Source organism: Kocuria oxytropis (genome assembly GCF_040981195.1).
GTDB lineage: Bacteria > Actinomycetota > Actinomycetes > Actinomycetales > Micrococcaceae > Kocuria > Kocuria oxytropis.
Genome location: NZ_JAVFXA010000010.1, coordinates 142011 through 167820 on the forward strand (window position 1 = coordinate 142011; position 25810 = coordinate 167820).

Here is a 25810-nt window from a genome sequence, read left to right on the forward strand (position 1 = left end):
GACACGCCCGAAGAAACAGGAACCGGCGGTATCAGTTACCCATTCGTAACAACTGTGCGACTCCCCGCACGCGGACCCGGGCCGGACGGGCCGCGCCCGCTGCGCGCCGACCGCGGACCACCCGACCGCAGCACAGCATCCGGCTGTGACCTGCGACAACGCCGACCCGTCAGGTGGACACGACCGGCTCCGCCTCCTAGGGTCGAAGGGGCCCCAGGGGGATTCGGGACCACCACCGCACCGGGCTCCCCACCCCGGCGCGCCGCGGTCGGCGCCCCCTCAGGTCCGGCCGGCCACCCCGCCCGGCCGGACAGACCGCCCGGCCCTCCCCGCGGCCGCCCTGCCCGCGCGCCCCCCGCGCACGCCCCGCGCACGACCCCCCGGTCCCCTCCGGCGGCGGTCAGCACCTCCTGCGCACCCCCGCCCCCCGGAGACCTCATGAGCCGCACGACCCACGCCCCCACGACCGACGCGTCCCGCACGACCGACGCGGCGCCGGTCCGCAGACCCCGCCTCATCGCGGTGGACGCCGCCCGCGGCCTGGCGCTGATCGGGATGATCGCCGTCCACATCCTGCCGGCCTACGACCCCGAGACCTTCGAGCCCACCCTGCAGTGGAGCCTGTTCGCGGGCCGGGCCGCGGCGCTGTTCGCACTGCTGGCCGGGATGAGCCTGGCCTTCTCCTCGGGCGGGCGCACCCCGCACCGAGGGCGCGCGCTCACCGCCACCCGCGCCGGGCTGGTGGTCCGGGCCCTGCTCATCGCAGCTGTCGGGCTGTCCATCAACCAGGTCATGCCGTCCCCGGCGCCCGCCCTGGGCATCCTGGTCTACTACGGCGCGTTCTTCCTGCTCGCCGTCCCGCTGCTGGGCCTGCGCCGCCGCACCCTGGCGGGCACGGCGGCGGTCCTCGCGGTCCTGGGCCCCGTGCTCGTGCACGTCCTCGGACCCGCCCTGCCCGCGCCGGCGGCGGCCAACCCCACGGTCGGCAGCGTGCTGGCGGAGCCCGGGGCGGCCCTGGCCCAGGTGCTGCTGACCGGCACCTACCCGGCCGTTCCCTACCTGACCTTCCTGTGCGCCGGTCTGCTGCTCGGCCGGACGGACCTGCACGAGGTCGTGGTGCGGGTCCGGATCGCCGTGCTCGGCGTGGTCCTGGCGCTCGGCGCGTGGTTCGTCTACTGGGTGCTGGTGCTCCAGGCCGGAGGCTACGACCAGCTGATGCGGCACACCCCGTGGCTGAGCGAGGACCAGATCGACGAGATCCTCGTCTGGGGCCCGAGCCCGGACCTGCCCACCTCCACCTGGTGGTGGCTGCTCACCCCCGGCCCGCACAGCAACACCCCGGTGACCCTGCTGATGGACCTCGGCACCGGCCTGGCCGTGCTGGGGCTCTTCCTGCTCCTCGCCCGACCGAACCGGCTGTGGACCACGCTGGCGGCCATGGGCGGCCGCACCCTCACCCTGTACTCGGCCCACCTGCTCGCCCTCGCCGCGGCCGTCCACCACGAGGACCGCCTGCTGTGGTTCGGGGTGCACGTGGGCGTGGCCGCCGTCCTCGCCGTGCTGTGGCAGCGGGCCTTCGGCCAGGGGCCCCTCGAGCGGGTGATCGCCACGGCCGTCCGCGGCACCCGCCGCCTGGTGCTCGGGAGCACGGACCGGGCGGCGGGGTCCCCGCGGAGCTAGCCGGCCGGGCCGCGGGGCGGCGCACCAGGCCGGCCGCACGCACCCGCCCCGGTGTGGCCTTGCCCACACGTCGGTCGGGCGGGCTATGCTCCTGCCATGGCACGATTCAGTCCACTGGAGTGGCCGGTCCTCCGTCAGATCCGCTCGGGCGACCTGCTGGGCCGCGGCCCCGCCGTGACCTCGGAGCGCACCCGGGCCACGGCCCCGCGCACGAGCACCGCGGACCGGGTCGTGCAGAGCGTGTGCCCGTACTGCGCGGTCGGCTGCGGCCAGCGGGTCTACGTCAAGGACGAGAAGGTCGTCCAGATCGAGGGCGACCCCGACTCCCCGATCTCCCGCGGGCGCCTGTGCCCCAAGGGCTCGGCCAGCGAGCAGCTGGTCAACGCGCCCGGCCGGCAGACCGAGGTGCTCTACCGCGCGCCCCGGGCCACCGAGTGGCAGCGGCTGGACCTCGCCACCGCCGTGGAGATGGTGGCCGACCGTGTCCTGGAGGCCCGCCGCAACGGGTGGCAGGACGCCGACGAGCAGGGCCGCCCGCTGCGCCGTACGATGGGCTTCGCCTCGCTGGGCGGCGCGACGCTGGACAACGAGGAGAACTACCTCATCAAGAAGTTGTTCACCGCCGCGGGAGCGATCCAGATCGAGAACCAGGCCCGTATTTGACACTCCTCGACGGTTCCCAGTCTGGGAGCCTCGTTCGGACGTGGCGGTGCCACGCAGTCCCTGCAGGACATGGCCAACGCCGACTGCATCGTCATCCAGGGCTCCAACATGGCCGAGTGCCACCCTGTGGGCTACCAGTGGGTCACGGAGGCCAAGGCCCGCGGCGCCCGGGTCATCCACGTGGACCCGCGCTTCACCCGCACCTCCGCGGTCGCTGACAAGCACGTCCCGATCCGGGCCGGCTCGGACATCGTGCTGCTCGGGGCCCTGATCAACCACGTGCTCACCCGTGACCTGTGGTTCGAGGAGTACGTCCGCGCCTACACCAACGCGGCCACGATCGTGGACGAGGACTACCGCGACGCCGAGGACCTGGACGGGCTGTTCTCCGGGTTCGACCCCGAGACCGGGCAGTACGACATGTCCTCGTGGGCCTACGAGGCGCGCGGCGACGACGACCGGGTGGCGGGGCCCGCGGGCGACTCCGAGCACGGCGCCGAGTCCGTGCCCGAGGCCGCCGGTCAGCAGATGGGCAGCGGGGGCGCCCCGATGGAGAACTCCCGGGTGGAGCGCGACGAGAGCCTGCAGCACCCGCGCACGGTGTTCCAGATCCTCAAGCGGCACTACGCCCGCTACACCCCCGAGATGGTGCGGGACGTGTGCGGCATCGCTCCCGAGGACTTCGAATACCTGGCCCGCTCCGTGACCGAGAACTCCGGGCGCGAGCGCACCACGTGCTTCGCCTACGCCGTCGGCTGGACCCAGCACAGCCTGGGCGCCCAGTACATCCGCACCGCCGCGATCCTGCAGCTGCTGCTCGGCAACATGGGCCGGCCCGGCGGAGGGATCATGGCGCTGCGCGGGCACGCCAGCATCCAGGGCTCCACCGACATCCCCACGCTGTTCAACCTGCTGCCCGGCTACCTGCCGATGCCGGTGGCCGGCACCCACGACACCTTCGAGGACTACCTGGCCGCGATCGCCACGAAGGAGCAGAAGGGCTACTGGGCCGAGGCCGGTGCCTACACGACGAGCCTGCTCAAGGCCTGGTGGGGGGACGCCGCCACCGCGGACAACGACTGGGCCTACGACTACCTCCCGCGCCTCACCGGCGCCCACGGCACCTTCCAGACGCTGACGAGCATGCTCGACGACGAGGTGGAGGGCTACTTCCTGCTCGGCCAGAACCCCGCGGTGGGCTCCTCCAACGGCCGGATGCAGCGCATGGCCATGTCCCACCTCAAGTGGCTGGTGGTGCGCGACCTCAACCTCATCGAGTCCGCGACCTGGTGGAAGGACGGCCCCGAGATCGCCTCGGGCGAGCTGCGCACCGAGGACATCGAGACCGAGGTGTTCTTCCTGCCCGCGGCCACGCACGTGGAGAAGTCGGGGACGTTCACGCAGACCCAGCGGCTGCTGCAGTGGCGCCACCAGGCCGTGGCGCCGCCGGGCGAGTGCCGGAGCGAGCTCCAGTTCTTCTTCGAGCTGGGCCGGATCATGCGGGAGCGGCTGGCCGGCTCCGCGGACGAGCGCGACCGCCCGCTGCTGGACCTCACCTGGGACTACCCCCTGGACGAGCACGGCGAACCGGATCCGGAGGCGGTGCTGGCGGAGATCAACGGCCGCCACCTCACCGGCCCGGACGCCGGGAGCCCCCTCTCCTCGTACACCGAGATGCGCGCGAACGGCTCGACCTCCGGCGGCTGCTGGATCTACTCGGGGGTCTACGCCGACGGCGTCAACCACGCCGCGGCCCGCACCCCCGGGCGGGACCAGGGCCCGGCCGCCCCCGACTGGGGCTGGGCGTGGCCGGCCAACCGCCGGATCCTCTACAACCGCGCCTCGGCCGATCCCGAGGGCCGGCCGTGGAGTGAGCGCAAGAAGTACGTCTGGTGGGACGAGGAGCAGAACCGGTGGGTCGGGGACGACGTGCCGGACTTCCCGCTCCACCTCGCCCCGGGCACCCGCCCCGAGCCCGGGGCCGGCGGGGCGGCCGGACTGGCCGGCGACGACCCGTTCATCATGCAGAGCGACGGCAAGGGCTGGCTCTACGCACCCAAGGGCGTGGTGGACGGGCCGCTGCCCACGCACTACGAGCCGCAGGAGTCACCGGTCGCCAACGCCCTGTACTCCCAGCAGCGCAATCCCGCCCGGGTGCTGTTCGCACGCCAGGACAACCTCAGCGCCCCAAGCGCGGGGACCCCGGGCGCAGACGTGTACCCGTACGTGTTCACCACGTACCGGCTCACGGAGCACCACACCGCCGGCGGCATGAGCCGCTGGCTGCCGTACCTCTCGGAGCTGCAGCCGGAGATGTTCTGCGAGGTCTCCCCCGAGCTCGCCGCCGAGTGCGGGCTGGAGCCGTACGGCTGGGCCACGATCGTCTCGCCCCGGGCGGCGATCGAGGTGCGGGTGCTGGTCACGGACCGGATGAACCCGCTGACGATCCGCGGGCGGACCGTGCACCAGATCGGGCTCCCGTACCACTGGGGCGTGGGCGACGACGCCGTGGTCAGCGGCGACTCCGCCAACGACCTGCTCGGCCTGACCCTCGAGCCCAACGTGCAGATCCAGGACTCCAAGGTGGGCTCCTGCCACATCCGCCCGGGCCGCCGGCCGCGGGGCCCGGCCCTGCTCGAGCTGGTCCGGGAGTACCAGGAGCGTGCCGGGGCCACCGTGGAGACCGGCAACACCCGGATCGACGTCCCCGGCGGCGTCCCGAGCACCGGCCGCGGCGGCGACCGCAGCCCGGACCCGGCCGCCGGCCGGACCGAGACGACCACCGACCCGACGAGGGAGCACTGATGGGCCAGCTGGCCGGACCGACCGATCCCACGGCCGACGCGCACTGGGAGCACCGGCACGCGCGGAAGGGCTTCTTCACCGACACCTCGATCTGCATCGGGTGCAAGGCCTGCGAGGTGGCCTGCAAGGAGTGGAACCAGAACCCCCAGGACGGGGACCTGCAGCTGCTCGAGTCCTCCTACGACAACACCGGCGCCCTGGGTGCCAGCACCTGGCGGCACGTGGCGTTCGTCGAGCAGGACGGCGAGCGCATCGAGGAGGCCCGCGAGTCCGGGCGCAAGCTCGTGAGCCTGGGCATGCCGCGCGTCGGCCCGCCCGAGCCGCGGACCGCGCCGGATCCCCAGGACACCACCCCGCCGGACACCGAGGAGTTCCGCTGGCTGATGTCCTCCGACGTCTGCAAGCACTGCACGCACGCCGGGTGCCTCGACGTCTGCCCGACCGGGGCGCTGTTCCGCACCGAGCACGGCACCGTGGTGGTGCAGGACGACGTGTGCAACGGCTGCGGGACGTGCGTGGCCGGGTGCCCGTTCGGGGTGATCGAGCGGCGCACCGACGGCACCGCCGCCCCGCGGACGGAACGGGGCGAGCAGCCGGGCACGCCGGGAAAGCCCGAGGTGAAGAACGTGGGCGTCGCCCAGAAGTGCACCCTGTGCTACGACCGGATGGTCGACGACCAGACGCCCGCGTGCGCGCAGACCTGCCCGACGACCTCCATCAAGTACGGGGAGCACGAGGACATGGTCGAGACGGCCCGGCACCGGGTCGCCGAGATGCACGCGCAGGGACGCACGGAGGCCAGGCTCTACGGCGCCAACGAGCTCGACGGCGTCGGCGGCACCGGATCGGTGTTCCTGCTCCTCGACGAGCCGGAGGTCTACGGGCTTCCCCCGGACCCGCGGGTGCCGACCGCGGACCTGCCCCGGATGTACCAGCGGGCCGGTCTGGCCGCGGTGGGCATGCTCGCCGCCGCCGCCGTGGCCTTCGCGGGAGGCCGCTCGTGAGCCTGTCCGAGTTCGACAGCTACCGCCCGCCCGAGCCGCCGCGGCGCCGCCGGCGGGACGGCCCCCGTCGGCGGGGCGCCGGCGCGGCCGGGGGCGGCGACGGCTCCCGGGAGATGTCCATGGTCCCGGAGCCGGAGTTCGGCTCCTACTACGGGCGCCCCGTGGTCAAGCCGGCCCCCTGGGGCCACGAGGTCGCGGCCTACCTGTTCCTCGGCGGTGTGGCCGGCGGCTCCGCGCTGCTCGCGCTCGGCGGCCAGCTCACCGGCAGGGCCGAGCTGCGCCGCAACGCCCGGCTGGGCTCGGTGACCGCGCTCGGGCTGGGCGGGGCGGCCCTGGTCGCGGACCTCGGCCGCCCGGAGCGGTTCCTGCACATGCTGCGCACGTTCAAGCCGACGTCGCCGATGAGCATGGGCACGTGGATCCTCAGCGCGTTCGGGGCCGGCATGGGGACCGCGGTCGCGTCCGAGGTCGACCGGATGGCCGGTTCCCGTCTGCCGCTGGGCCCGCTGCGCCCGGTGCTGCGCGCCGTGGAGGGGCCGGCCGGCGTCGAGGCCGCGGTCTTCGCCGGCCCCCTCGCCGCCTACACCGCGGCCCTGCTCTCCGACACGGCGACGCCCACCTGGAACGCCGCCCGCGAGGACCTGGCGTTCGTCTTCGTGAGCTCGGCGAGCCTCGCCTCGGGCGGGCTGGCGATGGTCACCACCTCGGTCCGTGAGGCCGGGCCCGCCCGCCGGCTGGCCGTGCTGGGGGTGGCGGGCGAGCTGGTCGCCACGAAGCTCATGGAGCGCCGGATGGACCCGGTCGCGGCGGAGCCGCTGCACCACGGCCAGGCCGGGACGATGCTCGCGTGGAGCGAGCGGCTGGCGGTCGCCGGCGGTCTCGGCGCGCTGCTGGGCGGACGGCACCGGGGCGTCGCGGCGCTCTCGGGGCTCGCGCTGATGGCCTCCTCGGCGCTGACCCGGTTCGGTGTCATGGAGGCCGGTCTGCACTCCGCCGTGGACCCCCGCTACACGATCGAGCCGCAGAAGGCCCGCCTGGCCGCGCGGCGCGCCGCCGGGATCACCGACGACTCGATCACGACCGTCGGCTGAGCACGCGGCGGCGTCCCCGGACGGGGCTCAGCGGACCTCGATGCCGGACCCCGCGACCGTGTGACCCACCACGGGGTGTCCGGGCACCTCGCCGACCACGAGCAGGCCGCCCGAGGTCTGCGCGTCGGCCAGCAGCAGCAGGTCGTCCTCGTCGACGCCCGCGGCGGAGCGCAGGTGGGGGCGCACCCAGTCGAGGTTGCGGCGGGTCCCGCCGGAGACGTAACCGTCCCGCAGCGCCTCCGCCGCCCCCTCCACGAGGGGGACGGCGCCGCGCTCGAGCACCGCGCCGACCCCGGAGGCACGGCAGAGCTTGTGCAGGTGCCCGAGCAGGCCGAAGCCGGTGACGTCCGTGGCCGCCCGGGCCCCGGCCGCCAGCGCCGCCTCGGCCGCGTCCCGGTTGAGCCGGGTCATCGTGGCGACCGCCTCGGCGAACACCTCGCCGGTCGCCTTGTGCCGGTTGTTGAGCAGCCCCACGCCGATCGGCTTGGTGAGGGTCAGGGGCAGCCCCGGCGCGGCGGCGTCGTTGCGCAGCAGCCGGTCCGGGTCGGCCACACCGGTCACGGCCATCCCGTACTTCGGTTCCGGGTCGTCGATGGAGTGCCCCCCGATCACGGGGCAGCCCGCCTCGGACGCCACCGCCAGGCCGCCGCGGAGCACCTCGGTCAGGAGCTCCATCGGCAGGGCGTCGCGGGGCCAGCCCACCAGGTTGATCGCCATCACCGGGCGCCCGCCCATGGCGTAGACGTCCGAGAGCGCGTTCGCCGCGGCGATCCGGCCCCAGTCGTAGGCGTCGTCGACCACCGGGGTGAAGAAGTCGGCGGTGGAGAGCACCGCGAGGTCGTCGCGGACCAGGACGGCCGCGGCGTCGTCCCCGTCGTCGAGACCGACGAGCACGCCCGCCCCCGCCTGGCCGGTGAGGCCGCGGACCGCGTCCTCGAGCTCGCCGGGCGGGATCTTGCACGCGCAGCCGCCGCCGTGGGCGAAGCCGGTCAGCCGGACCGCTCCGGTGACGGACGGGGGCGGGGTCGGCGTCCGGGTCTGTTCCATGCCGTCAGCCTACTGGTGACGGCGGTGCTAGGTTGGGTGGCGGAGGCGTCCGGGTCCTGGTGGGCCCCCCGGTCTTCAAAACCGGTGAGACCGAGCACCTCGGTCTGGCGGGTTCGATTCCCGTCCGCCTCCGCCAACTCCTGCACCGCCCATCCGCACGGCGTGCCGCGCGACGAGGAGGACCTGTGGCCCTGGACGACCCGCGGCGCCTCATCCCGCGCACCGACCAGCTCCTGGGTCTGCCGGCCGTCCGCCGGGCCCGCGAGCGGCTGAGCGACGACGTCGTCCGCGCGGTGGTGCGCGAGGCCCAGGACCGGGCCCGGCGGGGCGAGATCGCCCCCGGGGACGTCGAGCCGTCCGTGCTGGCCGCCCTGGACACCTGCTCCGCGTCGAGCCTGACCCCGGTGCTCAACGCTACCGGCGTGGTGGTGCACACCAACCTGGGCCGCGCCCCGCTGTCCGGGGCCGCCCTGGACGCGGTGCGCACGGCCGGCGGGTACGTCGACGTGGAGCTGGACCTGGGCACGGGCACCCGCTCCCGCCGCGGCGCCGGGGCCCGGGCGGCCCTGCTCGCCGCCTGCCCCCCGGCCCGGGACGCGCTGGTCGTCAACAACGGGGCGGCCGCCCTGGTGCTGGCCACCACGGCCCTGTCCGCCGGCCGCGAGGTCGTGATCAGCCGCGGCGAGCTCGTCGAGATCGGGGCCGGCTTCCGGCTGCCGGAGCTGATCGAGTCGACCGGCGCCCGGCTGCGGGAGGTGGGCACGACCAACCGCACCCACCTGCGCGACTACGCCGAGGCGATCGGCCCGGACACCGGCTGCCTCCTGAAAGTGCACCCCAGCAACTTCCGGCTGGAGGGCTTCACCTCGGGCGTCGAGGTCGGCGAGCTGCGGCTGCTGGCCCGGGCCCACGGCGTGCCGCTGGTGGCCGACCTCGGCAGCGGGCTGCTGGTGCCCGACCCGCACCTGCCGTCCGAGCCCGATGCCGCCTCCGCCCTGGAGGCCGGCGCCGACGCGGTCATCGCCAGCGGCGACAAGCTGCTCGGTGGCCCCCAGGCCGGGCTGGTCCTCGGCACCCCGGACGTGCTGGCCCGGATGGCCGCCCACCCTCTCGCCCGGGCCGTCCGCGCCGACAAGCTCGCGCTCGCCGCCCTCGAGGCCACCCTCACGGGCGGGCCGACACCGGTGGCGGACGCACTGCACGCGGACCCGGACACGCTGCGGGACCGGGCCGAACGGCTCGGTGCGGCCGTCGGCGCCCCGGTGGTCGCCCACGACGGCCGGGTGGGCGGCGGCGGCGCGCCCGGCGTGCCCCTGCCCGGGTGGGCGGTGCGGCTGCCCGAGGCGGCGGCCCCGCTGCTGCGCGCCGGCCGCCCCGCTGTGCTCCCCCGGGTCCACGACCACGCGTGCCTGCTGGACCTGCGCTGCGTGCCCGAGTCCGACGACGACCGCCTGCGCGCGGCGGTGCAGGCGGCCCTGGCCGCCCTCGGCGCCGCGGAGCCCGTCCCCGGACGTGCCCGGTGACCGTGCACGTCGTCGCCACGGCCGGGCACGTCGACCACGGCAAGAGCACCCTGGTGCGGGCCCTCACCGGGATGGAGCCGGACCGGTGGGAGGAGGAGCGCCGCCGCGGGCTGACCATCGACCTGGGCTACGCCTGGACCACGCTGCCGTCCGGGGCCGAGGTCGCTTTCGTGGACGTCCCGGGCCACGAGCGCTTCCTCGGCAACATGCTCGCGGGTCTCGGGCCCGCTCCGGTCGTGTGCTTCGTCGTCGCGGCCGACGAGGGGTGGCAGGCCCAGTCCGGCGACCACCGCGACGCCGTCGCGGCCCTGGGCATCGAGCACGGCGTGGTGGTCCTCACCCGGGCCGACCGGGCGCCCGGGCGCACCGGGGAGGTGCTCGCCCAGGTCCGCGCGGAGCTGGCGGGGACCGGCCTGCGCGACGCCCCCGTGGTCACCGTCTCGGCCCTCGAGGGCACGGGCCTGGCCGAACTGCGGGCGGCCCTGGACGAGGTGCTGACGCGGGGGCCCGCCCCGGACGAGGGACGGCTGCGGCTGTGGGTGGACCGGTCCTTCACCATCACCGGCTCCGGCACGGTGGTGACCGGCACGCTCACCACGGGCTCGCTCCGGCAGGGCGACCGGCTGCACCTGCTCGGTCACGAGGGGACCGTGCCGGTCGTGGTCCGGGGCATGCACAGCCGCAACGTGCCGCACACCGCGCTGGAGCCGTACGCGCGCGTGGCGCTGAACCTGCGCGGGGTCTCCGCCGCCGACGTGCGCCGCGGGGACGCCTTGGTCACCCCCGGCACGTGGCCGCTCACCGGCGTCCTCGACGTCCGCCGCAGCATCGGGCCCGCGTTCTCGGACACGGCCGGGCACCTGGTGGTCCACGCCGGCACCGCGGCGGTGCCGGCTCGGCTGAGCCCGTTCGACGACGAGCACGCCCGGCTGGTCCTCGACCGCCCCCTGCCCCTGGTCCTCGGGGACCGGCTGGTGCTCCGCGACCCGGGCAGCCGCGCGGTGCTCGGCGGCGCCCAGGTCCTCGACGCCGACCCGCCGGGGCTGGGCCGGCGCGGCGACCGCGCCCGCCGGGCCGCCCGGCTGGCCGGGATGGACGTGCGCGGGGACGTCCTGGTGGAGGTGTCCCGCCGCGGCGCGGTGCGGGCCCAGCACCTGCACCGCCTCGGGCTGCTGCCGGACGGCGCGGCCGCCCCGCCGGCCGGCGTGCACGTACTCGGCGACTGGTGGGTGCACGCCCCGGCGCTGGAGTCCTGGACGCGGCGCCTGCGCACCGCGGTGGACGAGCTGCACGCCCGGGACCCGCTGGCGGCGGGGCTCTCCCGGGGTGCGGCCCGCGACCTCCTCGGGCTGCCGGACGCCGCGCTGGTCGAGCCCGTGGTCCGGGGCGCCGGGCTGGCGCAGGACGGCGGGCACATCCGCTCCCCGCACCACCACGGGGGTCTCGGGGCCCACGAGAACGCGGTGCTCGAGCTGGAGCGCCGGCTCGGCGCCGAGCCCTTCCGCAGCCCGGAGGCCGACGACCTGGCGGCGCTGCGGCTCGGCGCCCGGGAGCTCGCCGCGGCCGAGCGGACGGGCCGGCTGCTGCGCCTGCGGGACGGCGTGGTGCTGCTGCCCACCGCCCCCGCCCTGGCGATGCGCGAGCTCGCCGGACTGCCGCAGCCCTTCACCACGAGCCAGGCGCGCCAGGCGCTCGGCACCACCCGGCGCGTCGCGATCCCCCTGCTCGAGCACCTCGACGCCCGCGGCTGGACCCGCCGGCTGGACGCCGGGCACCGGACGGTGGTGCGCTAGCTAGCTAGCCCGGACGGGCGGGGGTCCCGGCGCCTACTCCCCGCGCAGCGCCCGGAGGTGCGCGACCGCCTGGGGCAGTACCGTCCTCAGGTCGCCCACGATGCCGAGGTCGGCGATCTCGAAGATCGGTGCCTGCTCGTCCTTGTTCACGGCCACGATCGTTCCCGCCGTCTGCATCCCCGTGCGCTGCTGGACGGCCCCGGAGATCCCGCACGAGACGTAGAGCTCCGGGGACACGGTGTGCCCGGTCTGTCCCACCTGCGCCTCGGGTCCGGCCCAGCCCGCGTCCACCGCCGCCCGGGAGGCGCCGATGGCCCCGCCGAGGGCGTCCGCGAGTTCCTCGAGCGGGCCGAAGTCCCCGCCCGTGCCGCGGCCGCCGGCCACGACCACGCGGGCCTCGGCCAGGGCCGGGCGCCCGGTGGCGGGCAGCGCGGTCCGGCCCACCACCCGCGCGGCGGGCGCCGTGTCCTCCACGGCGTGCGTGCGCACGCGGGGGCGATCCGCCCCGGTCGGCACCGCCGCGGTGGCGTCGGCGGGGACGTCGGAGGGGACGTCGGAGGGGAGCTCCACCGAGTTCGGGCGGACGGTCGCGACGAGCACCGGGCTCGTGGCCCGGCAGCGGGTGGTCCAGCCGCCGGCGAGCACGGACTTGGTGGCGACGAGGTCGGCGTCGAGGGCCACCGCGTCGGTGACCACCCCGGCCCCGAGCCGCACGCCGAGGCGCGCCGCCACGTCCGTGGCCTCGGGCCCGGCGGCGAGCAGGAGCACCGTGGCGCCGGCCTCGCGGGCGGCGGCCTCGGTGAGCGCGACCGCGGGGGTGGTGAGCCGGTCCCCGGGCCCGGTCTCCGGGGCGTGCACGGTGTGCACCGCGTGGCCGGCGAGCGCGTCGAGCAGGGTGTCGTGGGGCGCGTCCGGCACGACGACGTGCGTGGTGCCCAGGCCGCCGGCGAGCACGAGCAGCTCCCGGTCCGCGCGGCGCAGCCGGTCCGGGCCGCCGAGCACCACCAGGACGGTGGTCGGCCCCGGGGTCCCCGAGGGGCCGGGGTCGGTGGTGGTGGTCATGGTCGTCCTCCTCCTGCCCGGTGCGGGCGCGGGCGTTGCGGGTCCGGGGCGGTGCCGCCGTGCGGTGGGGTGCGGGCGGGCTCAGACGAGCTTGCGGGCCACGAGGAACTCGGCGAGGCGGATGCCGCCCTCGCCCTCGTCGCGCACGATCTGCCCGGCGGTCCGGGGCGGGCGCGGCACGGCGTCCAGCACCTCGGTGCGCGAGCCCGCGAGGCCCACGGCGGCGGCGTCCAGGCCGAGGTCGGCGGCCGACCACGTCCGGACGGGCTTCTTCTTGGCCGCCACGATCGCCTTGAAGGTCGGGTAGCGCGGGGTGTTGGCCTGGTCGGTCACGGCCACGAGCGCCGGGAGGTCCGCGACGACCTGCAGGGCCTCGGTCTCGGTGCGCCGGGTGGCCGCAAGCGAGGCGCCGTCCTCGGCCAGCGCCAGGGAGCTCGCGGAGCCCACGTGGGCGAGGCCGAGCCGTTCGGCCAGCTGGCCGGGGACCAGGGACGTCTCGCCGTCCGTGGAGGCCATGCCCGTGAGCACGAGGTCCACGGTGCGGTCCTCGGCGCGGGCGATCTCCTCGACCGCGGCGGCGAGCACGCGGGCGGTGACCCAGGCGTCGGAGCCGGCGAGGGCGTCGTCGAGCACGTGGTACCCGGCGTCGGCGCCCAGCTGGAGGGCGCGCTTGAGCGCGCCCGTCGCGCCGGCCGGCCCCATGGTGAGCGCCAGCACGCGGTGGCCGGCCGCGGTGCCGCCGTGCGTCCCGACGATCTGCAGGGCGGCCTCGAGGGGGTACTCGTCGAGCTCGGAGAGGATCCCGGCCGAGCGGTCGACCACGGGCGGGCTGCCGGCGAGGACGCGCTCCCCCGCCGCGTCGGGGACGTGCTTGACCGGGACGACGATCGTCAGGGGCTGGCTCATGCTCTCCTCCGGAACGGAACGGAACGGAACAGGACAGGACAGGACGGGACGGGACGGGACGGGACGGGACGGGACGGGCGGCTCGTGCGGGGCGGGGGGCGGAGCTCAGGGCTCCGCACGGCGCACGAGCCGCTCGGCGTGGCGGAGCAGGGGCGCGTCGACCATCCGGCCGCGGAACGTGAAGACCCCGGGGGTGCGGCCGGCGGCCTCGAGCAGCTCGCGGGCGGCCTCGACCTCCTCCGCGGAGGGCCGGTAGGCGGCACGGACGGTCCCGACCTGGTCCGGGTGGAGGCAGGCGGTGGCCGCGAACCCGGAGGCCACGGCGTCGAGGGCCTCCTCGTGCAGCCCGTCCTGGTCGGCGAGGTCGAGGTGCACCGCGTCGATCGCGGGCCGGCCGGCGGCGCCCGCCGCGAGCAGGACGGCGGCGCGGGCGTGGCGGGCCACGTCCCGGTAGGCACCGTCCCGGCGCCGGGACGAGCTGCCCCCGAGCGAGGCCACGAGGTCCTCGGCGCCCCACATCAGCGCGACGACGTTGGGGGACCGGGCGATCTCGGCGGCGTTGACCACGCCCTGGGCGGTCTCGCACAGGGCGACGACGCGGTGCAGGCCCAGCTCCGCGGCCACGGCGAGCCGCTCGGCGGAGACGGCCTTGGGCAGCATCACCGTGGTGTACGCGGTGTGCCGCAGCGCCACGAGGTCGTGGGCGAAGTCCTCGGTGTCCTCGGCGTTGATCCGCACGATCGTGCGGGCGGGATCCAGGGGGGTGGCCACGAGGGCGTCCCGGGCCGCGGGCTTGGCGGACGGCGCCACGGCGTCCTCGAGGTCGAGGATCACGGCGTCGGCGCGCTCGGCGGCCGTGGCGTAGCGCTCGGGGCGGTCGGCCGGGCAGAACAGCAGGGCCGGGCCGAGGGTGAACGGGTCGGTCATCGGGTCTCCTCCGGTGGTCCCGCCGGGGGGTGCCACGGCGGGGCGGCGTCGCGGGACCACACGAGCACCGAGCGGGTGCACCGGGCGACCACGACGCCGTCCTGGTTGCGGCCCACGTGCTGGATCCGCACGATCCCCTGCCCGGGCCGGGAGGCGGAGGGGCGGGTGCCGAGGACCTCGGAGGACGAGTACAGGGTGTCCCCGTGGTGGAGCGGGTGCGGGAAGGCGACCTCCTCGAAGCCGAGGTTCGCCACGATGGTGCCCTGCGTCAGCTGGGCCACGGAGGCGCCCACGAGGGTCGAGAGGGTGAGCATCGAGTTCACGAGCCGCTCGCCGAACGGCTGGCGGGCTGACCAGGCGGCGTCCAGGTGCAGGGACTGGGTGTTCATGGTGAGGGTCGTGAACAGCACGTTGTCCGCCTCGGTGAGGGTCCGCCCCGGGGCGTGCTCGTAGACGGTGCCGACCTCGAACTCCTCGAACCACAGTCCGCGCTGGCGGACCACCCTGCGCTCCGTGCTCACGGCCGTCCCCTCACAGTCCGAGCTCGCGGGCGATGAGCATGAGCTGCACCTCGGTGGTGCCCTCGCCGACCTCGAGGATCTTGGCGTCCCGGTAGTGGCGGGCCACCCGGAACTCGTTGATGAACCCGTAGCCGCCGAAGACCTGGGTGGCGTCCCGGGCGTTGTCCATCGCGGCCTCCCCGGCCACGAGCTTGGCGATCGCGGCCTGCGTCTTGAACGGGCGGCCGGCGAGCATCCGGGACGCGGCGTCGTAGTAGGCCAGCCGGGCGGTGTGCGCGCGGGCCTGCATCCGGGCGATCCGGAAGGAGACGGCCTGGTTCGCGCCGATGGGGCGGCCGAAGGACTGCCGCTCCTGGGCGTAGCGCACCGACTCCTCGACGCAGCCCTGGGCCGCCCCGGTGGCCAGGGCCGCGATGGCGATGCGCCCCTCGTCGAGGATCGAGAGGAAGTTCGCGTAGCCGCGGCCCTCCTCCCCCAGCAGGTTCTCCTCGGGGACCCGCACGTCCCGGAAGGACAGCGGGTGGGTGTCCGAGGCGTTCCAGCCCACCTTGTCATAGGCCTTCTCCGCGCGGAAGCCGGGGGTGTCCGTGGGGACGATGATCGTGGAGATGTCCTTGCGGACCCGTCCGTCCGGCAGCTCGGTGGTGCCGGTGACGGCGGTGACGTTCACCAGGCGGCTGATGTCGGTGCCGGAGTTGGTGATGAACTCCTTGGCGCCGTCGACCACCCACTGCCCGTCCTCCCGCCGGGCGGTGGTGCGGGTGCCCCCGGCGTCGGAGCCGGCCTCCGGCTCGGTGAGGCCGAACCCGGCGAGCGCCCGGCCCGCGGCGAGGTCCGGGAGCCACTGCTGCTTCTGCTCCTCGGTGCCGAAGCGGAAGATCGGCATGGCGCCCAGCGACACGCCGGCCTCGAGGGTGATGGCCACGGACTGGTCGACCCGGGCGATCTGCTCCAGCGCCAGGCACAGGGCGAAGGAGTCCCCGCCCATCCCCCCGTACTCCTCGGGGAAGGGCAGGCCGAACAGGCCCATCTCGCCCATCTGCGCCACGATCTCGTAGGGGAACTCGTGGGCGGCGTCGTAGCGCGCGGAGACCGGGGCGATCACCTCGTCGGCGAAGTCGCGGACGGTGTCGGAGAGGTCCTGGTGCTCCTCGTCGAGCTCGAAGTTCATGGGGTGCGCTCCTGGTCGGTCGGGCGGGACTCGGACTGCCGGTGGGTGCCGGGGGCGGGCGGGGCGGCACCGGGCGGCGCGCCGGGGGCGCCCTCGGGCACGTCGTCGCGGACGTCGCGGGGGCGGTCGCCGCGGACGTCCCCCGCGGATCCGCCGGGGACGACGTCCCGGGGGTCCGGACCGGCGACGACGTCGGGGACCACGCGGGCCAGCAGCTGGTGCAGCCGCACCTGCTCGCCCACCCGGACGGAGAGCTCCACGGTGCCGGCGGTGGGGGCGGTCAGGCGGTGCTCCATCTTCATGGCCTCGACCACCACCACGGTCCGGCCCTCGGCGACCCGCTCCCCGTCGGCCGCGGGGACGGCCACGACGGTGCCGGGCATGGGCGCGTGCAGCTCCGGGGCGGCGGGCCCGCTCGCCCGCTCCAGGGCGGCGAGGACCCGCTCGAGCCGGGCCCCGCGGGACAGCACCCGCAGTTCGTGGGCGGTGCCGCCCTCGCCGACCCAGACGCTGTCCCCGCCGGAGGCGGCGGCGAGGTGGACCACCCGCGCCGTGCCGCCGGTCTCGAGCAGGTGCGCGGCCGGGCGGCCCGGCAGCGGGCTCAGGCGCACGGCGGGGTCCACGGCCGTCCTGCGGGGCTCCTCGAGCCCGTGGGCCAGCACCACCGCGGGCCGGGCGCGGCCGGTGGGCCGCCAGCCGTCCGGGCGGGCCCAGGGGCCGGTGTCCGCGGGCCGTCCGCCGGCCCCGCGCCGCTGCAGGAACGCGGCCGCCGCGGCGTAGTGGGTCCCGTCCGGGGCGGTGCGCGCCGGCTCCGGCAGGCGCCGCTCGATGAGGGTGGTGTCCAGGTCCCCGGCGCGCACGGCGGGGTCGGCGAGCAGGGCGCGCAGGTACGCGGTGTTGGTGCCCACGCCGAGCACCACGGTCCGGGCCAGGGCCCGGTCGAGCCGGTCGAGGGCCTGGGCCCGGTCGGCGCCCCAGGCGACCACCTTGGCGAGCAGGGGGTCGTAGTCCGAGCCCACCTCCAGGCCCGGCGCCAACGCGGAGTCCACCCGGATCCCCGGGCCGGAGGCCTCCTCCAGCGCCAGCACGGTCCCGGCCGTGGGCAGGAAGCCGGAGGCGGGGTCCTCGGCGTAGAGCCGGGCCTCGACCGCGTGCCCGGTGAGCACCACGTCCTCCTGCACCAGCTCCAGCGGCGCGCCCGCGGCCACGCGGAGCTGCTGCGCCACGAGGTCCACGCCCGTGACCAGCTCGGTGACGGGGTGCTCCACCTGCAGGCGGGTGTTCATCTCCATGAAGAAGAAGGTCCCGGGCCGGGCGGCGGGCACCAGGAACTCCACCGTGCCCGCCCCCGTGTAGCCCACGGAGCGCGCCACCCGGCAGGCGGCCTCCCCCATCCGCTCCCGGGCGGCGGGGTCCAGCAGCGGGGAGGGCGCCTCCTCGACGACCTTCTGGTGCCGCCGCTGCAGGGAGCACTCCCGCTCCCCCAGGTGCACCACGGCCCCGTGGGCGTCGGCGAGGACCTGCACCTCGATGTGCCGGGGGGACTCGATCAGCTGCTCGAGCAGCAGGGTGTCGTCCCCGAACGCGGCCGCGGCCACCCGGCGGGCCGCGGCCAGGGACTCCGGCAGCTCGTCCGGGGCGGCCACCACGTGCATGCCCTTGCCGCCGCCTCCGGCCGAGGGCTTGATCAGGATCGGGTACGTCATCCCGGCGGCCGCGGCGACCAGGGCGTCGTCGTCGAGCCCTGGCTCCGAGACCCCGGCGACCACGGGCACCCCGGCGGCGGACACGTGCTGCTTGGCGCGGATCTTGTCGCCCATGGTCTCGAGGGCCGCCACGCCGGGACCGACGAACACGATCCCGGCGGCGGCGCACGCCCGGGCGAAGTCGGCGTTCTCGGACAGGAACCCGTAGCCGGGGTGGATCGCCTGCGCGCCGGTGGCCCGGGCCGCCTCGAGCACGGCGTCGATGCGCAGATAGCTCTGCGCCGGGGCGGCCGGGCCCAGGCACACGGCGACGTCGGCCTCGCGCACGTGCACGGCGTCCCGGTCGGCCTCGCTGTAGACCGCGACCGAGCGGATCCCCAGCTCCCGGAGGGTGCGGAGGACCCGGCGGGCGATCTCCCCGCGGTTGGCCACGAGGACGACGTCGAACGGCTGACCGGTCACGGCGCTCACATCCTGAACAGGCCGAGGGCGGGCTCGGGCAGCGGGACCCGGGAGCAGACCTCGAGGGCCAGCCCGAGCACCTCCCGGGTGTCGGCGGGGGCGATCACGCCGTCGTCCCACAGCCGGGCGGTGGAGTACCAGGGGCTGCTCTGGGCCTCGTACCGGGCCCTGATGGGCGCCATGAACGCCTCGCGCTCGGCGGGGTCCCACTCCTGTCCGCGGGCGGCCAGCTGGTCGGCCTTCACGGTGGCCAGCACCGAGGCCGCCTGGGCCCCGCCCATCACCGAGATCCGCGCCTGGGGCCACAGGAACAGGAAGCGCGGCGAGTAGGCCCGCCCGCACATGGAGTAGTTGCCGGCCCCGAAGGAGCCGCCGATCACCACGGTCAGCTTCGGCACCCGCGTGGTGGCCACGGCGGTGACCATCTTGGCCCCGTGCTTGGCGATCCCGCCGGCCTCGTAGTCACGGCCCACCATGAACCCGGTGATGTTCTGCAGGAACAGCAGCGGGATCCCCCGCTGGTCGCACAGCTCCACGAAGTGCGCGCCCTTCAGCGCCGACTCCGAGAAGAGCACCCCGTTGTTGGCGACGATCCCCACGGGGTGGCCGTGCAGGTGGGCGAAGCCGGTGACCAGGGTGGTGCCGTATCCCGCCTTGAACTCGTGGAAGCGGCTGCCGTCGACGAGCCGGGCGATCACCTCGTGCACGTCGTAGCCGGCGTTGGGGTCGACCGGCACGGCCCCGGCCAGCTCGTCCTCGGCCACGGCCGGGGGCTCCGGGACGGTCACCGGCCAGGCGCGGGGGCCGGGCGGCGGCAGGGTCGCCACGATGTCCCGGACGATCTCCAGGGCGTGCGCGTCGTTCTCCGCGAGGTGGTCCACCACCCCGGAGGTCCGGGCGTGCAGCTCCCCGCCGCCGAGCTCCTCGGCGGTGACCTCCTCGCCGGTGGCGGCCTTCACCAGCGGCGGCCCGCCCAGGAAGACGGTGCCCTGCTCGCGCACGATCACGGTCTCGTCGCTCATCGCCGGGACGTAGGCCCCGCCCGCGGTGCAGGAGCCGAGCACGGCGGCGATCTGCGGGATCCGGGCCGCCGAGAGTCGGGCCTGGTGGTAGAAGATCCGCCCGAAGTGCTCCCGGTCCGGGAAGACCTCGTCCTGCAGCGGCAGGTACGCCCCGCCGGAGTCGACGAGGTAGACGCAGGGCAGCCGGTTCTCGAGGGCGACCTCCTGGGCGCGCAGGTGCTTCTTGACCGTCATGGGGTAGTAGGTGCCGCCCTTGACCGTGGCGTCGTTGCACACGACCATCACCTGCCGGCCGTGGACCAGGCCGATCCCGGCGATCAGCCCGGCCGCCGGGCACTCGTCGTCGTACATCCCCTCCGCGGCCAGGGCGCCGAGCTCCAGGAACGGGCTGCCCGTGTCCAGGAGCAGGTCCACCCGCTCCCGCGGCAGCAGCTTGCCGCGCCCCGTGTGCCGTTCCCGGGACGTCGCCGGGCCGCCCCGAGCGGCCCGGTCCAGGCGCCGCGCCAGCTCCGCGGCCAGCGCCTGCTGGGCGGCGGCGTTGGCGGCGAACTCCGCGCCGCCCGGATCCGCCTGGGTGCTCAGCACGCGCACGAGACCCCTCCGTTCCGGACCCTGCCCCTGCCGCTGGCCCTGCCCTGGGACGTCATTTCGGTTAATACCGGCTAACTTGAGCAACAGGTTAGTGGTGGCTCACTAGAATGTCCAGGAATCCGACTCCGAGAGCAGGTCCCGTGGCCCAGACCGAGCACTCCCCCTCCCCGCCCACCACCGCGCGCGGACAGGCCAAGGCCCGGCGGCGCCAGGACCTGCTCGCCGCCTCCGCGGTCCTCTTCGCCGAGCGCGGCTTCGCCGGCGTCTCGATCGACGACATCGGCGCGGCCGCCGGGGTCAGCGGGCCCGCCGTCTACCGGCACTTCCCGAGCAAGCAGGCGGTCCTGGGCGCGGTGCTGCTCGAGGTCAGCCAGGACCTGCTCGACCGGGGCCGCGAGGTCGTGGACCGCTCCCCCGACCCGGCCCGGCGGCTGCGGGAGCTGATCGCCGTCCAGGTGGAGTTCGCCCTGCACCGCCCCGCGGTGATCGTGGTGCAGGACCGGGAGCTGCCGCACCTGAGCGAGGCGGACCGCCACGCCGTGCGCACGCTGCAGCGCGGCTACGTGACCCTGTGGGTCGACGCCCTGCGCGAGCTGGCCCCCGCGCGCGACGTCCCGGAGCTCACCCTGCGCGCCCAGGCCGCCTTCGGGCTCGTCAACTCCACCCCCCACTCCCTGCGCACGGCCCACCGGCTGCGCGCCCCGCGCGAGGCGGGACGGCTCGACACCGCCCGGGCCGCGCTCGAGGAGATGACCTGGGCCGCGCTGCGCACCGCGTTCGCCCCGACCCCCGACAGCACCGGAGGCACCCCGTGACCGAGCCCGTGTCCGCGCCGTTCTACGAGGAGGAGCACGAGGAGTTCCGCGAGGCGGCCCGCGAGTTCACGGCTCGCGAGGTGGCGCCGCACTACGCCGCGTGGGACGCCGCGCACCGGGTGCCCCGCAGCCTGTGGACGGCCGCCGGGGCCGCGGGCCTGCTCGGCCTCGCCGTCCCGGAGGGGTCCGGGGGCCTGGGGCTGGCGGACTACCGCTTCCGCGCCGTGCTCGACGAGGAGCTGGTGCGGGAGGGCGCTCTCGGCGTGGCCCTGGCCCTGCACCTGCACGACGACTGGGTGCTGCCCCACGTGCTCGCCCACGGCACGGACGAGCAGAAGCAGCGGTGGCTGCCCCCGATGCTCACGGGGGAGCTCGTCACCTCCGTGGCCTGGACCGAGCCGGGCGCGGGCTCGGACCTGCGCGGGGTCCGCACCCGGGCCGTGCGCGACGGCGAGGAGTGGGTGCTCACCGGCCAGAAGACGTTCATCGGCAACGGGATCAGCGGGGACGCCGCCCTGGTCCTGGCGCGCACCGACGGCGGCACCGGGCGCGCCGGGGAGGACGGGCTCAGCCTGTTCCTGGTGCACAAGGCGGACTCCCCCGGCTACGGGACGGGCCGGCAGCTCGACAAGATGGGGCTGCGGGCCTCGGACACCGCCGAGCTGTTCTTCGAGGACGTCCGGGTCCCGGCGGCGAACCTCGTCGGCGCCGAGGGGGGCGGGCTGCGGCAGATCCGGCAGCTGCTGCCCCAGGGGCGGCTGGCGGTCGCCGTGGCCGCGAGCGCCGTGGCCCGCTCCACCCTGGAGAGCACCGTCCGGTACACCGCCGAGCGCACGGCGTTCGGCTCCCGGGTGCTCGACTTCCAGCACACCCGGTTCGAGCTCGCCGAGCTGACGGTCGAGGTGGAGGTCACCGAGGCCTACGTGCGGCAGGCGGTGCACGCGTTCAACGCGGGGGCCCTCGACCTGGTCGGGGCGTCGAAGGCCAAGTACTGGGCCGGCGAGCGGGCGAGGTCCGTCACCGACCGGTGCCTGCAGCTGCACGGCGGCTATGGATACATCCTCGACTACCCCGTGGCCCAGGCCTACCTCGCGTCCCGGCTGCTGACCCTCTTCGGGGGCACCAGCGAGATCCTGCGCGAGACCATCGGGCGGGACGTGGCCGGCGGCACCTGAGCCGGCGGCGGGTCAGCGCACCTGCAGGGACGCCCGGCCGGCCGGGTCCCCGGCGAGGCGCCGAGCCGCTGGGACACCTCCCGGGCCGCCGCCGCGGCGGCGGCCGCGAGCTGCTCCGCCTGCTCCGGGGTGACGCGGTAGCGCGGGGCGGCGACCATGACCGCGGCGACCACCTGGTCCCGGTGGTCGCGGACGGGAGCCGCCACGCCGACCTCCTCCACGGACGTCTTGCCGTAGTTGACCGCCACCCCGTCCTCGGCGACCCGGCGCAGGGACTCCAGGTACACCTCGATGCCGGCCTCGGTGGGGTCGGGGAGCTCGATGATCCCGGACAGCAGCAGCGCCCGGGCCCGCTCCGGCGGCTGCTCGGCGAGGAAGAGCTGCACCGAGGAGCTGAGCGCGGTGTTGTACCGGGTGCCCAGCGGAGTGGTGTGTTTGATCTGCCGGGGGCTGGGGATCTGCTCCACGCACACGGCCTGGTCCCCGCTCCAGACCATGAGCGTGCTGGTCTCGCCGGTCTGCTCGGTCAGCTCGAGCAGCACGGGGTAGGCCACCCGCCGCTCGTCCATCTCCGCGAGCAGGGGGCCCGCCACGGAGATCAGGCCGATCCCGAGCCGGTAGCGCCGTGTCTGCGGGTCCCGCTCCACCACGTTCTCCTGCTCCAGGGTGGCCAGGAGCCGGGAGACGGTGCTCTTGTGCAGGCCCACCCGGGCGGCGATCTCGGTGACCCCGAGCGTCGGCTCGTCCACGGAGAAGCAGCGCAGCACCCGCAGGGCGTGGGAGACGACGGAGGCGGCGCGGGCCTCGCGCGAGGACGTGCTGTCGGATGTGGGTGTCATAGGACTGCTCATTCTCCTTCACGGGACGGCGTCGGCACAGCAGCGGGCCCGGGAGGCCGGGACGTGTTCCCCGGCCCGGCCTCCCGGACCCGTGCGTCAGGGGCGCACGAGCACGTCCGGGACCGGCTCCTGCCCGGCCAGCGGCTCGGACCGCCGCGCCGGTGGCACCGGGACCTGCCGCGCCGTGCTCTCCCCCGCCGCGCTGTCGTCGGGACCGGCGGCGCCCGGCGACGGGTCGTTGACCTCCCGCTCCAGGCGCACCGTGTCCGGAGTGCGCGTCAGGAGCCGGCGGACCAGGTTCGCGATCATCAGCAGGATGACGAAGGAGAACGGGAAGGCTCCGATGATGGTGCCGGTCTGGACCGTGTCGACGACCGCCGTGCCCCCGAGGGTGAGCAGCGTGACCGCGACGGCGGCGATGCTGGCCACGAGCACCACGCGGAAGAGGGGCCCGGCCCGGCGGGGTGCGGACACGAACTCCGCCAGCGCGTGGGCGCCCGAGTCCAGGGAGGTGACGTAGTAGGTGGCCACGAGGACGGTGGCCACGACCAGCAGCAGCGAGCCGATGACGGGCACGGACTCGAGCATGACGAACAGCCCGCTGGACGTGTCCGCCGCGACCGCCGCGGAGATCCCGCGGTCGCTGCGGTCGTCGTAGTGCAGAGCGGCGGAGCCGATGACCCCGATCCACGCCATCACGATCAGCGAGGGCACCACGGTGACGCCGATGACGAACTCGCGGATGGTCCGGCCGCGGGAGATGCGGGCGATGAAGCCGGCCACGAACGGGCTGAAGGCGATGACCCAGCACCAGATGAACACCGTCCACCAGCCGTTCCAGCTGTCCTGCCAGGTCGAGATGTCACCGCCCGCGGTGCCGGCGTCGGTCCAGAAGCTCATCGTCGTGAAGTTGGCGAAGAAGGAGCCGAAGGTCTGGGTGATGTTGGAGATGAGGAAGATCGTGGGACCGAAGACGAACACGGCCACGAGCAGCACGATGCTCAGGACCGAGTTGAGCTCGCTGATCCGCTTCATGCCCTTGTTGATGCCGAAGAACGCGGAGACGGCGGTGAGCCCGCCCAGGCCCAGGATCACCAGCAGCCAGACACCGGAGCCCGGGGAGATCCCGGTGAAGGAGGCGAGACCGGAGCTGAACTGCATGGCGGCGAAGCCGAAGGACGTGGCCAGGCCCAGGACGGTGGCGATGATGGCGAGCAGCTCCACGACCACGCCGGCCCCGCGCTGGGACCACTTCGGCAGGATGTCGACCGTGGCCTCACGGAAGGTGAGGGTCTTGCCGAGGTTGTGGTGGGAGTAGGCGAGGCAGACCGCCACCACGCAGTACATGGCCCAGGCCGTGAACCCCCAGTGGAAGTAGGACCACACCATGGCGCCCTCGGACGCACCGTCCTGCCCGGCGGGGACCACGGGGTTCTCGTCCCGGAGCAGGATCGGTTCCGCGACCGACCAGAAGATGAGACCGATTCCCTGCCCGCAGGCGAAGAGCATCGAGTACCAGGCGAACTTGCCGTGCTCGGGGCGGGCGTCCGGGCCCCCGAGGCGCACCTTGCCGATGCGGCTGAGGACCAGCCACCCGCAGACGGCGACCGCCACCAGCGAGTAGAGAATGAACAGCCACGTGAAGTTGCCGGTGACGAAGGTGCGGGCCGTGGAGATGGCCTCGGCGGCGCCGCCCGGGTTCAGCGTGACCACCACCAGGACGGCGATGATGAGCAGCGGCGGCAGGACCGTGATGACGGTCCGGTCCAGGGCGGGCAGGTGCACGCCCCGGAACCGCGGCACGGTGACGGGCTCGGTGGCGGCCGTCGCCGAGGGGTCTGTCTTCTTCATGTGGATCTCACTTCCCGAACTCGCTGGTGACCGCCCGGACGATGCCGCGGCGGACGGTGGAGAGCAGCAGCTCGCCGCGCTCTGCGGTGGCTCCTGCCGGAGACGAGAGGCATCCCGACCCGGGGGTCCGGGCGGGGTCCTCGGGGAACACGTCGTAGGAGGCCAGCTCAGCGGGGGGATGGTCGGGGGCCCGTGACATGTCGACCTTCTCGGGGTGCAGGTGCAGCATCAGCGAGGTCTCGAGCACTCCGCCGTGCTCAATGTCCCAGCCGAGGAACCCGTCCGGGAAGACCGCCTCCAGGGTCTTCTCGTCGACGAAGTCCCAGTACGACAGGAGCATGGCCCTGGCGTCCTCGAGACCCAGGGTCCGGGCCTCGCGGACCGCCAGGTCCAGGCCCTCGTAGAGGAACTGGTAGTTCTCGTAGTGCCCGTTGACGACCACGACCCGGCGCACGCCGTGGCGGAACAGCTCCAGCACGACGTCCTTGGTCTGCGCGATGAGGGCCTGCGCCGAGAGGCTGGTGGTGCCGGTGCGGTGGTTGCCGCCGCCGGAGCGGGGCTGGGACTTGTAGCCGTAGGCGAAGACCGGCGCGACCAGGGCGTCGAGGTCCTCCGCCGCGGCGGCGGAGACGGCACGGGAGAGCATGGCGTCCACGCCCAGCGGCATGTGGGGCCCGTGCTGCTCCGTGGCCCCGGTGGGGATGAGCACGAGCCCCTGGCCGGTGGACGTGTAGTCCGCGTAGCTGTGCGCGTCGAGGTCTTCGAGGAAACGGATGCTGACCACAGGGTTCCTTCCGTGTGCCTGGGTGCGGGGACTGGCGGTGGTGCACGGTGCGGTCGCCCGGGTCCGGGTGGCCGCACCCGGCCGGGGTCCCGGTGACGCCGCCCTCGGGCGGCGCCACCGGGACCGTCCGGATCAGGCCTGGACGATGTTGTGCTCGGGGCCGTAGGGGAACTTGGTGATGTTCTCCGCCCCGTCCTCGCCGACGACGAGGATGTCGTGCTCGCGGTAGCCGCCGGCCCCGGGCTCGCCCTCCGGGACGGTGATCATCGGCTCCATGGACACGACCATGCCCGGCTCCAGCACCGTGTCGATGTCCTCGCGCAGCTCCAGGCCGGCCTCGCGGCCGTAGTAGTGGGACAGCACCCCGAAGGA

The 25810-nt window shown here is 75.1% G+C and carries 20 protein-coding genes and 1 tRNA gene; 9 read left to right on the top strand and 12 right to left on the bottom strand.

The genetic code is table 11. The annotated features are described in order from the left end of the window. The first annotated feature begins 438 nt into the window (after window positions 1-438). From QYM41_RS11930 to nrfD, 4 genes are all read left to right on the top strand, one after another. Entirely contained in the window at window positions 439-1680 is a 1242-nt protein-coding gene (locus QYM41_RS11930; RefSeq protein ID WP_368799975.1) for a heparan-alpha-glucosaminide N-acetyltransferase domain-containing protein, read from the top strand. A gap of 96 nt (window positions 1681-1776) precedes the next feature. Continuing rightward, window positions 1777-5148, top strand: coding sequence for a formate dehydrogenase (gene fdh / locus QYM41_RS11935; protein ID WP_368799976.1), 3372 nt, complete (start codon window positions 1777-1779; stop codon window positions 5146-5148). Next, window positions 5148-6152, top strand: a complete 1005-nt coding sequence (locus QYM41_RS11940) for a 4Fe-4S dicluster domain-containing protein (protein ID WP_368799977.1) — start codon at window positions 5148-5150, stop codon at window positions 6150-6152. The genes fdh and QYM41_RS11940 overlap by 1 nt, the downstream gene beginning before the upstream one ends. Further along, window positions 6149-7243 (top strand): NrfD/PsrC family molybdoenzyme membrane anchor subunit, encoded by a 1095-nt coding sequence (nrfD, locus tag QYM41_RS11945; protein WP_368799978.1) that lies wholly within the window; start codon window positions 6149-6151, stop codon window positions 7241-7243. The genes QYM41_RS11940 and nrfD overlap by 4 nt, the downstream gene beginning before the upstream one ends. Window positions 7244-7270: 27 nt before the next feature. Here the strand turns inward: nrfD and selD are convergent, their stop codons facing one another. Continuing rightward, window positions 7271-8290 (bottom strand): selenide, water dikinase SelD, encoded by a 1020-nt coding sequence (gene selD / locus QYM41_RS11950; RefSeq protein ID WP_368799979.1) that lies wholly within the window; start codon window positions 8288-8290, stop codon window positions 7271-7273. Window positions 8291-8331: 41 nt separating this feature from the next. Here selD and QYM41_RS11955 point away from each other — a divergent pair. The 3 genes from QYM41_RS11955 (at window position 8332) to selB (ending at window position 11606) form a co-directional block, all read left to right on the top strand. After that, window positions 8332-8426, top strand: a tRNA-Sec gene (locus QYM41_RS11955). Window positions 8427-8475: 49 nt separating this feature from the next. Further along, window positions 8476-9813, top strand: coding sequence for an L-seryl-tRNA(Sec) selenium transferase (selA, locus tag QYM41_RS11960; RefSeq protein WP_368799980.1), 1338 nt, complete (start codon window positions 8476-8478; stop codon window positions 9811-9813). 2 nt (window positions 9814-9815) lie between these two features. Then, complete coding sequence (selB, locus tag QYM41_RS11965; RefSeq protein ID WP_368800002.1) at window positions 9816-11606, top strand: selenocysteine-specific translation elongation factor; 1791 nt, start codon at window positions 9816-9818, stop codon at window positions 11604-11606. A 33-nt stretch (window positions 11607-11639) separates the two neighbouring features. Here the strand turns inward: selB and QYM41_RS11970 are convergent, their stop codons facing one another. From QYM41_RS11970 to QYM41_RS12000, 7 genes are all read right to left on the bottom strand, one after another. Further along, entirely contained in the window at window positions 11640-12668 is a 1029-nt protein-coding gene (locus tag QYM41_RS11970; protein WP_368799981.1) for an electron transfer flavoprotein subunit alpha/FixB family protein, read from the bottom strand. An 81-nt stretch (window positions 12669-12749) separates the two neighbouring features. After that, window positions 12750-13574, bottom strand: coding sequence for an electron transfer flavoprotein subunit beta/FixA family protein (locus QYM41_RS11975; protein WP_368799982.1), 825 nt, complete (start codon window positions 13572-13574; stop codon window positions 12750-12752). A 105-nt stretch (window positions 13575-13679) separates the two neighbouring features. Then, window positions 13680-14501 (bottom strand): HpcH/HpaI aldolase/citrate lyase family protein, encoded by an 822-nt coding sequence (locus QYM41_RS11980; RefSeq protein WP_368799983.1) that lies wholly within the window; start codon window positions 14499-14501, stop codon window positions 13680-13682. Next, the gene (locus QYM41_RS11985; protein ID WP_368799984.1) at window positions 14498-15022 is read right to left on the bottom strand and encodes a MaoC family dehydratase; all 525 of its coding nucleotides are present in this window, start codon (window positions 15020-15022) and stop codon (window positions 14498-14500) included. The genes QYM41_RS11980 and QYM41_RS11985 overlap by 4 nt, the downstream gene beginning before the upstream one ends. Window positions 15023-15032: 10 nt before the next feature. Further along, entirely contained in the window at window positions 15033-16193 is a 1161-nt protein-coding gene (locus QYM41_RS11990) for an acyl-CoA dehydrogenase family protein (RefSeq protein ID WP_368799985.1), read from the bottom strand. Then, window positions 16190-18361: an ATP-binding protein gene (locus QYM41_RS11995; protein ID WP_368799986.1), complete on the bottom strand. Its 2172-nt coding sequence runs from the start codon at window positions 18359-18361 to the stop codon at window positions 16190-16192. The genes QYM41_RS11990 and QYM41_RS11995 overlap by 4 nt, the downstream gene beginning before the upstream one ends. Window positions 18362-18366: 5 nt before the next feature. Continuing rightward, window positions 18367-19974 (bottom strand): carboxyl transferase domain-containing protein, encoded by a 1608-nt coding sequence (locus QYM41_RS12000; RefSeq protein ID WP_368799987.1) that lies wholly within the window; start codon window positions 19972-19974, stop codon window positions 18367-18369. A 107-nt stretch (window positions 19975-20081) separates the two neighbouring features. On the opposite strand from QYM41_RS12000, the gene QYM41_RS12005 reads away from it, so the two are divergent. Beyond that, window positions 20082-20789: a TetR/AcrR family transcriptional regulator gene (locus QYM41_RS12005; RefSeq protein ID WP_438612596.1), complete on the top strand. Its 708-nt coding sequence runs from the start codon at window positions 20082-20084 to the stop codon at window positions 20787-20789. Continuing rightward, entirely contained in the window at window positions 20786-21964 is a 1179-nt protein-coding gene (locus QYM41_RS12010) for an acyl-CoA dehydrogenase family protein (protein ID WP_368799989.1), read from the top strand. Before QYM41_RS12005 ends, QYM41_RS12010 begins: the two co-directional genes overlap by 4 nt. Here QYM41_RS12010 and QYM41_RS12015 read toward each other — a convergent pair. From QYM41_RS12015 to QYM41_RS12030, 4 genes are all read right to left on the bottom strand, one after another. Beyond that, the gene (locus QYM41_RS12015; RefSeq protein WP_368799990.1) at window positions 21874-22803 is read right to left on the bottom strand and encodes an IclR family transcriptional regulator; all 930 of its coding nucleotides are present in this window, start codon (window positions 22801-22803) and stop codon (window positions 21874-21876) included. The genes QYM41_RS12010 and QYM41_RS12015 overlap by 91 nt on opposite strands. 96 nt (window positions 22804-22899) lie before the next feature. Then, on the bottom strand, window positions 22900-24654 hold the full coding sequence (locus QYM41_RS12020; RefSeq protein ID WP_368799991.1) for a BCCT family transporter: 1755 nt from the start codon (window positions 24652-24654) through the stop codon (window positions 22900-22902). A gap of 7 nt (window positions 24655-24661) precedes the next feature. Continuing rightward, window positions 24662-25438, bottom strand: coding sequence for a creatininase (locus QYM41_RS12025; RefSeq protein WP_368799992.1), 777 nt, complete (start codon window positions 25436-25438; stop codon window positions 24662-24664). Window positions 25439-25570: 132 nt separating this feature from the next. Further along, on the bottom strand, window positions 25571-25810 hold a 240-nt coding region (locus QYM41_RS12030), incomplete at its 5' end, for a M24 family metallopeptidase (RefSeq protein ID WP_368799993.1).

Bases quoted from the DNA above. Each gene is read 5' to 3' on its own strand.
- selD (WP_368799979.1), bottom strand. From the start codon at position 8,290: ATGGAACAGACCCGGACGCCGACCCCGCCCCCGTCCGTCACCGGAGCG.
- QYM41_RS11980 (WP_368799983.1), bottom strand. From the start codon at position 14,501: ATGACCGACCCGTTCACCCTCGGCCCGGCCCTGCTGTTCTGCCCGGCC.
- QYM41_RS11975 (WP_368799982.1), bottom strand. From the start codon at position 13,574: ATGAGCCAGCCCCTGACGATCGTCGTCCCGGTCAAGCACGTCCCCGAC.
- QYM41_RS12005 (WP_438612596.1), top strand. From the start codon at position 20,082: ATGTCCAGGAATCCGACTCCGAGAGCAGGTCCCGTGGCCCAGACCGAG.
- QYM41_RS12020 (WP_368799991.1), bottom strand. From the start codon at position 24,654: ATGAAGAAGACAGACCCCTCGGCGACGGCCGCCACCGAGCCCGTCACC.
- QYM41_RS11930 (WP_368799975.1), top strand. From the start codon at position 439: ATGAGCCGCACGACCCACGCCCCCACGACCGACGCGTCCCGCACGACC.
- QYM41_RS11940 (WP_368799977.1), top strand. From the start codon at position 5,148: ATGGGCCAGCTGGCCGGACCGACCGATCCCACGGCCGACGCGCACTGG.
- QYM41_RS11990 (WP_368799985.1), bottom strand. From the start codon at position 16,193: ATGAACTTCGAGCTCGACGAGGAGCACCAGGACCTCTCCGACACCGTC.
- QYM41_RS12015 (WP_368799990.1), bottom strand. From the start codon at position 22,803: ATGACACCCACATCCGACAGCACGTCCTCGCGCGAGGCCCGCGCCGCC.
- QYM41_RS11970 (WP_368799981.1), bottom strand. From the start codon at position 12,668: ATGACCACCACCACCGACCCCGGCCCCTCGGGGACCCCGGGGCCGACC.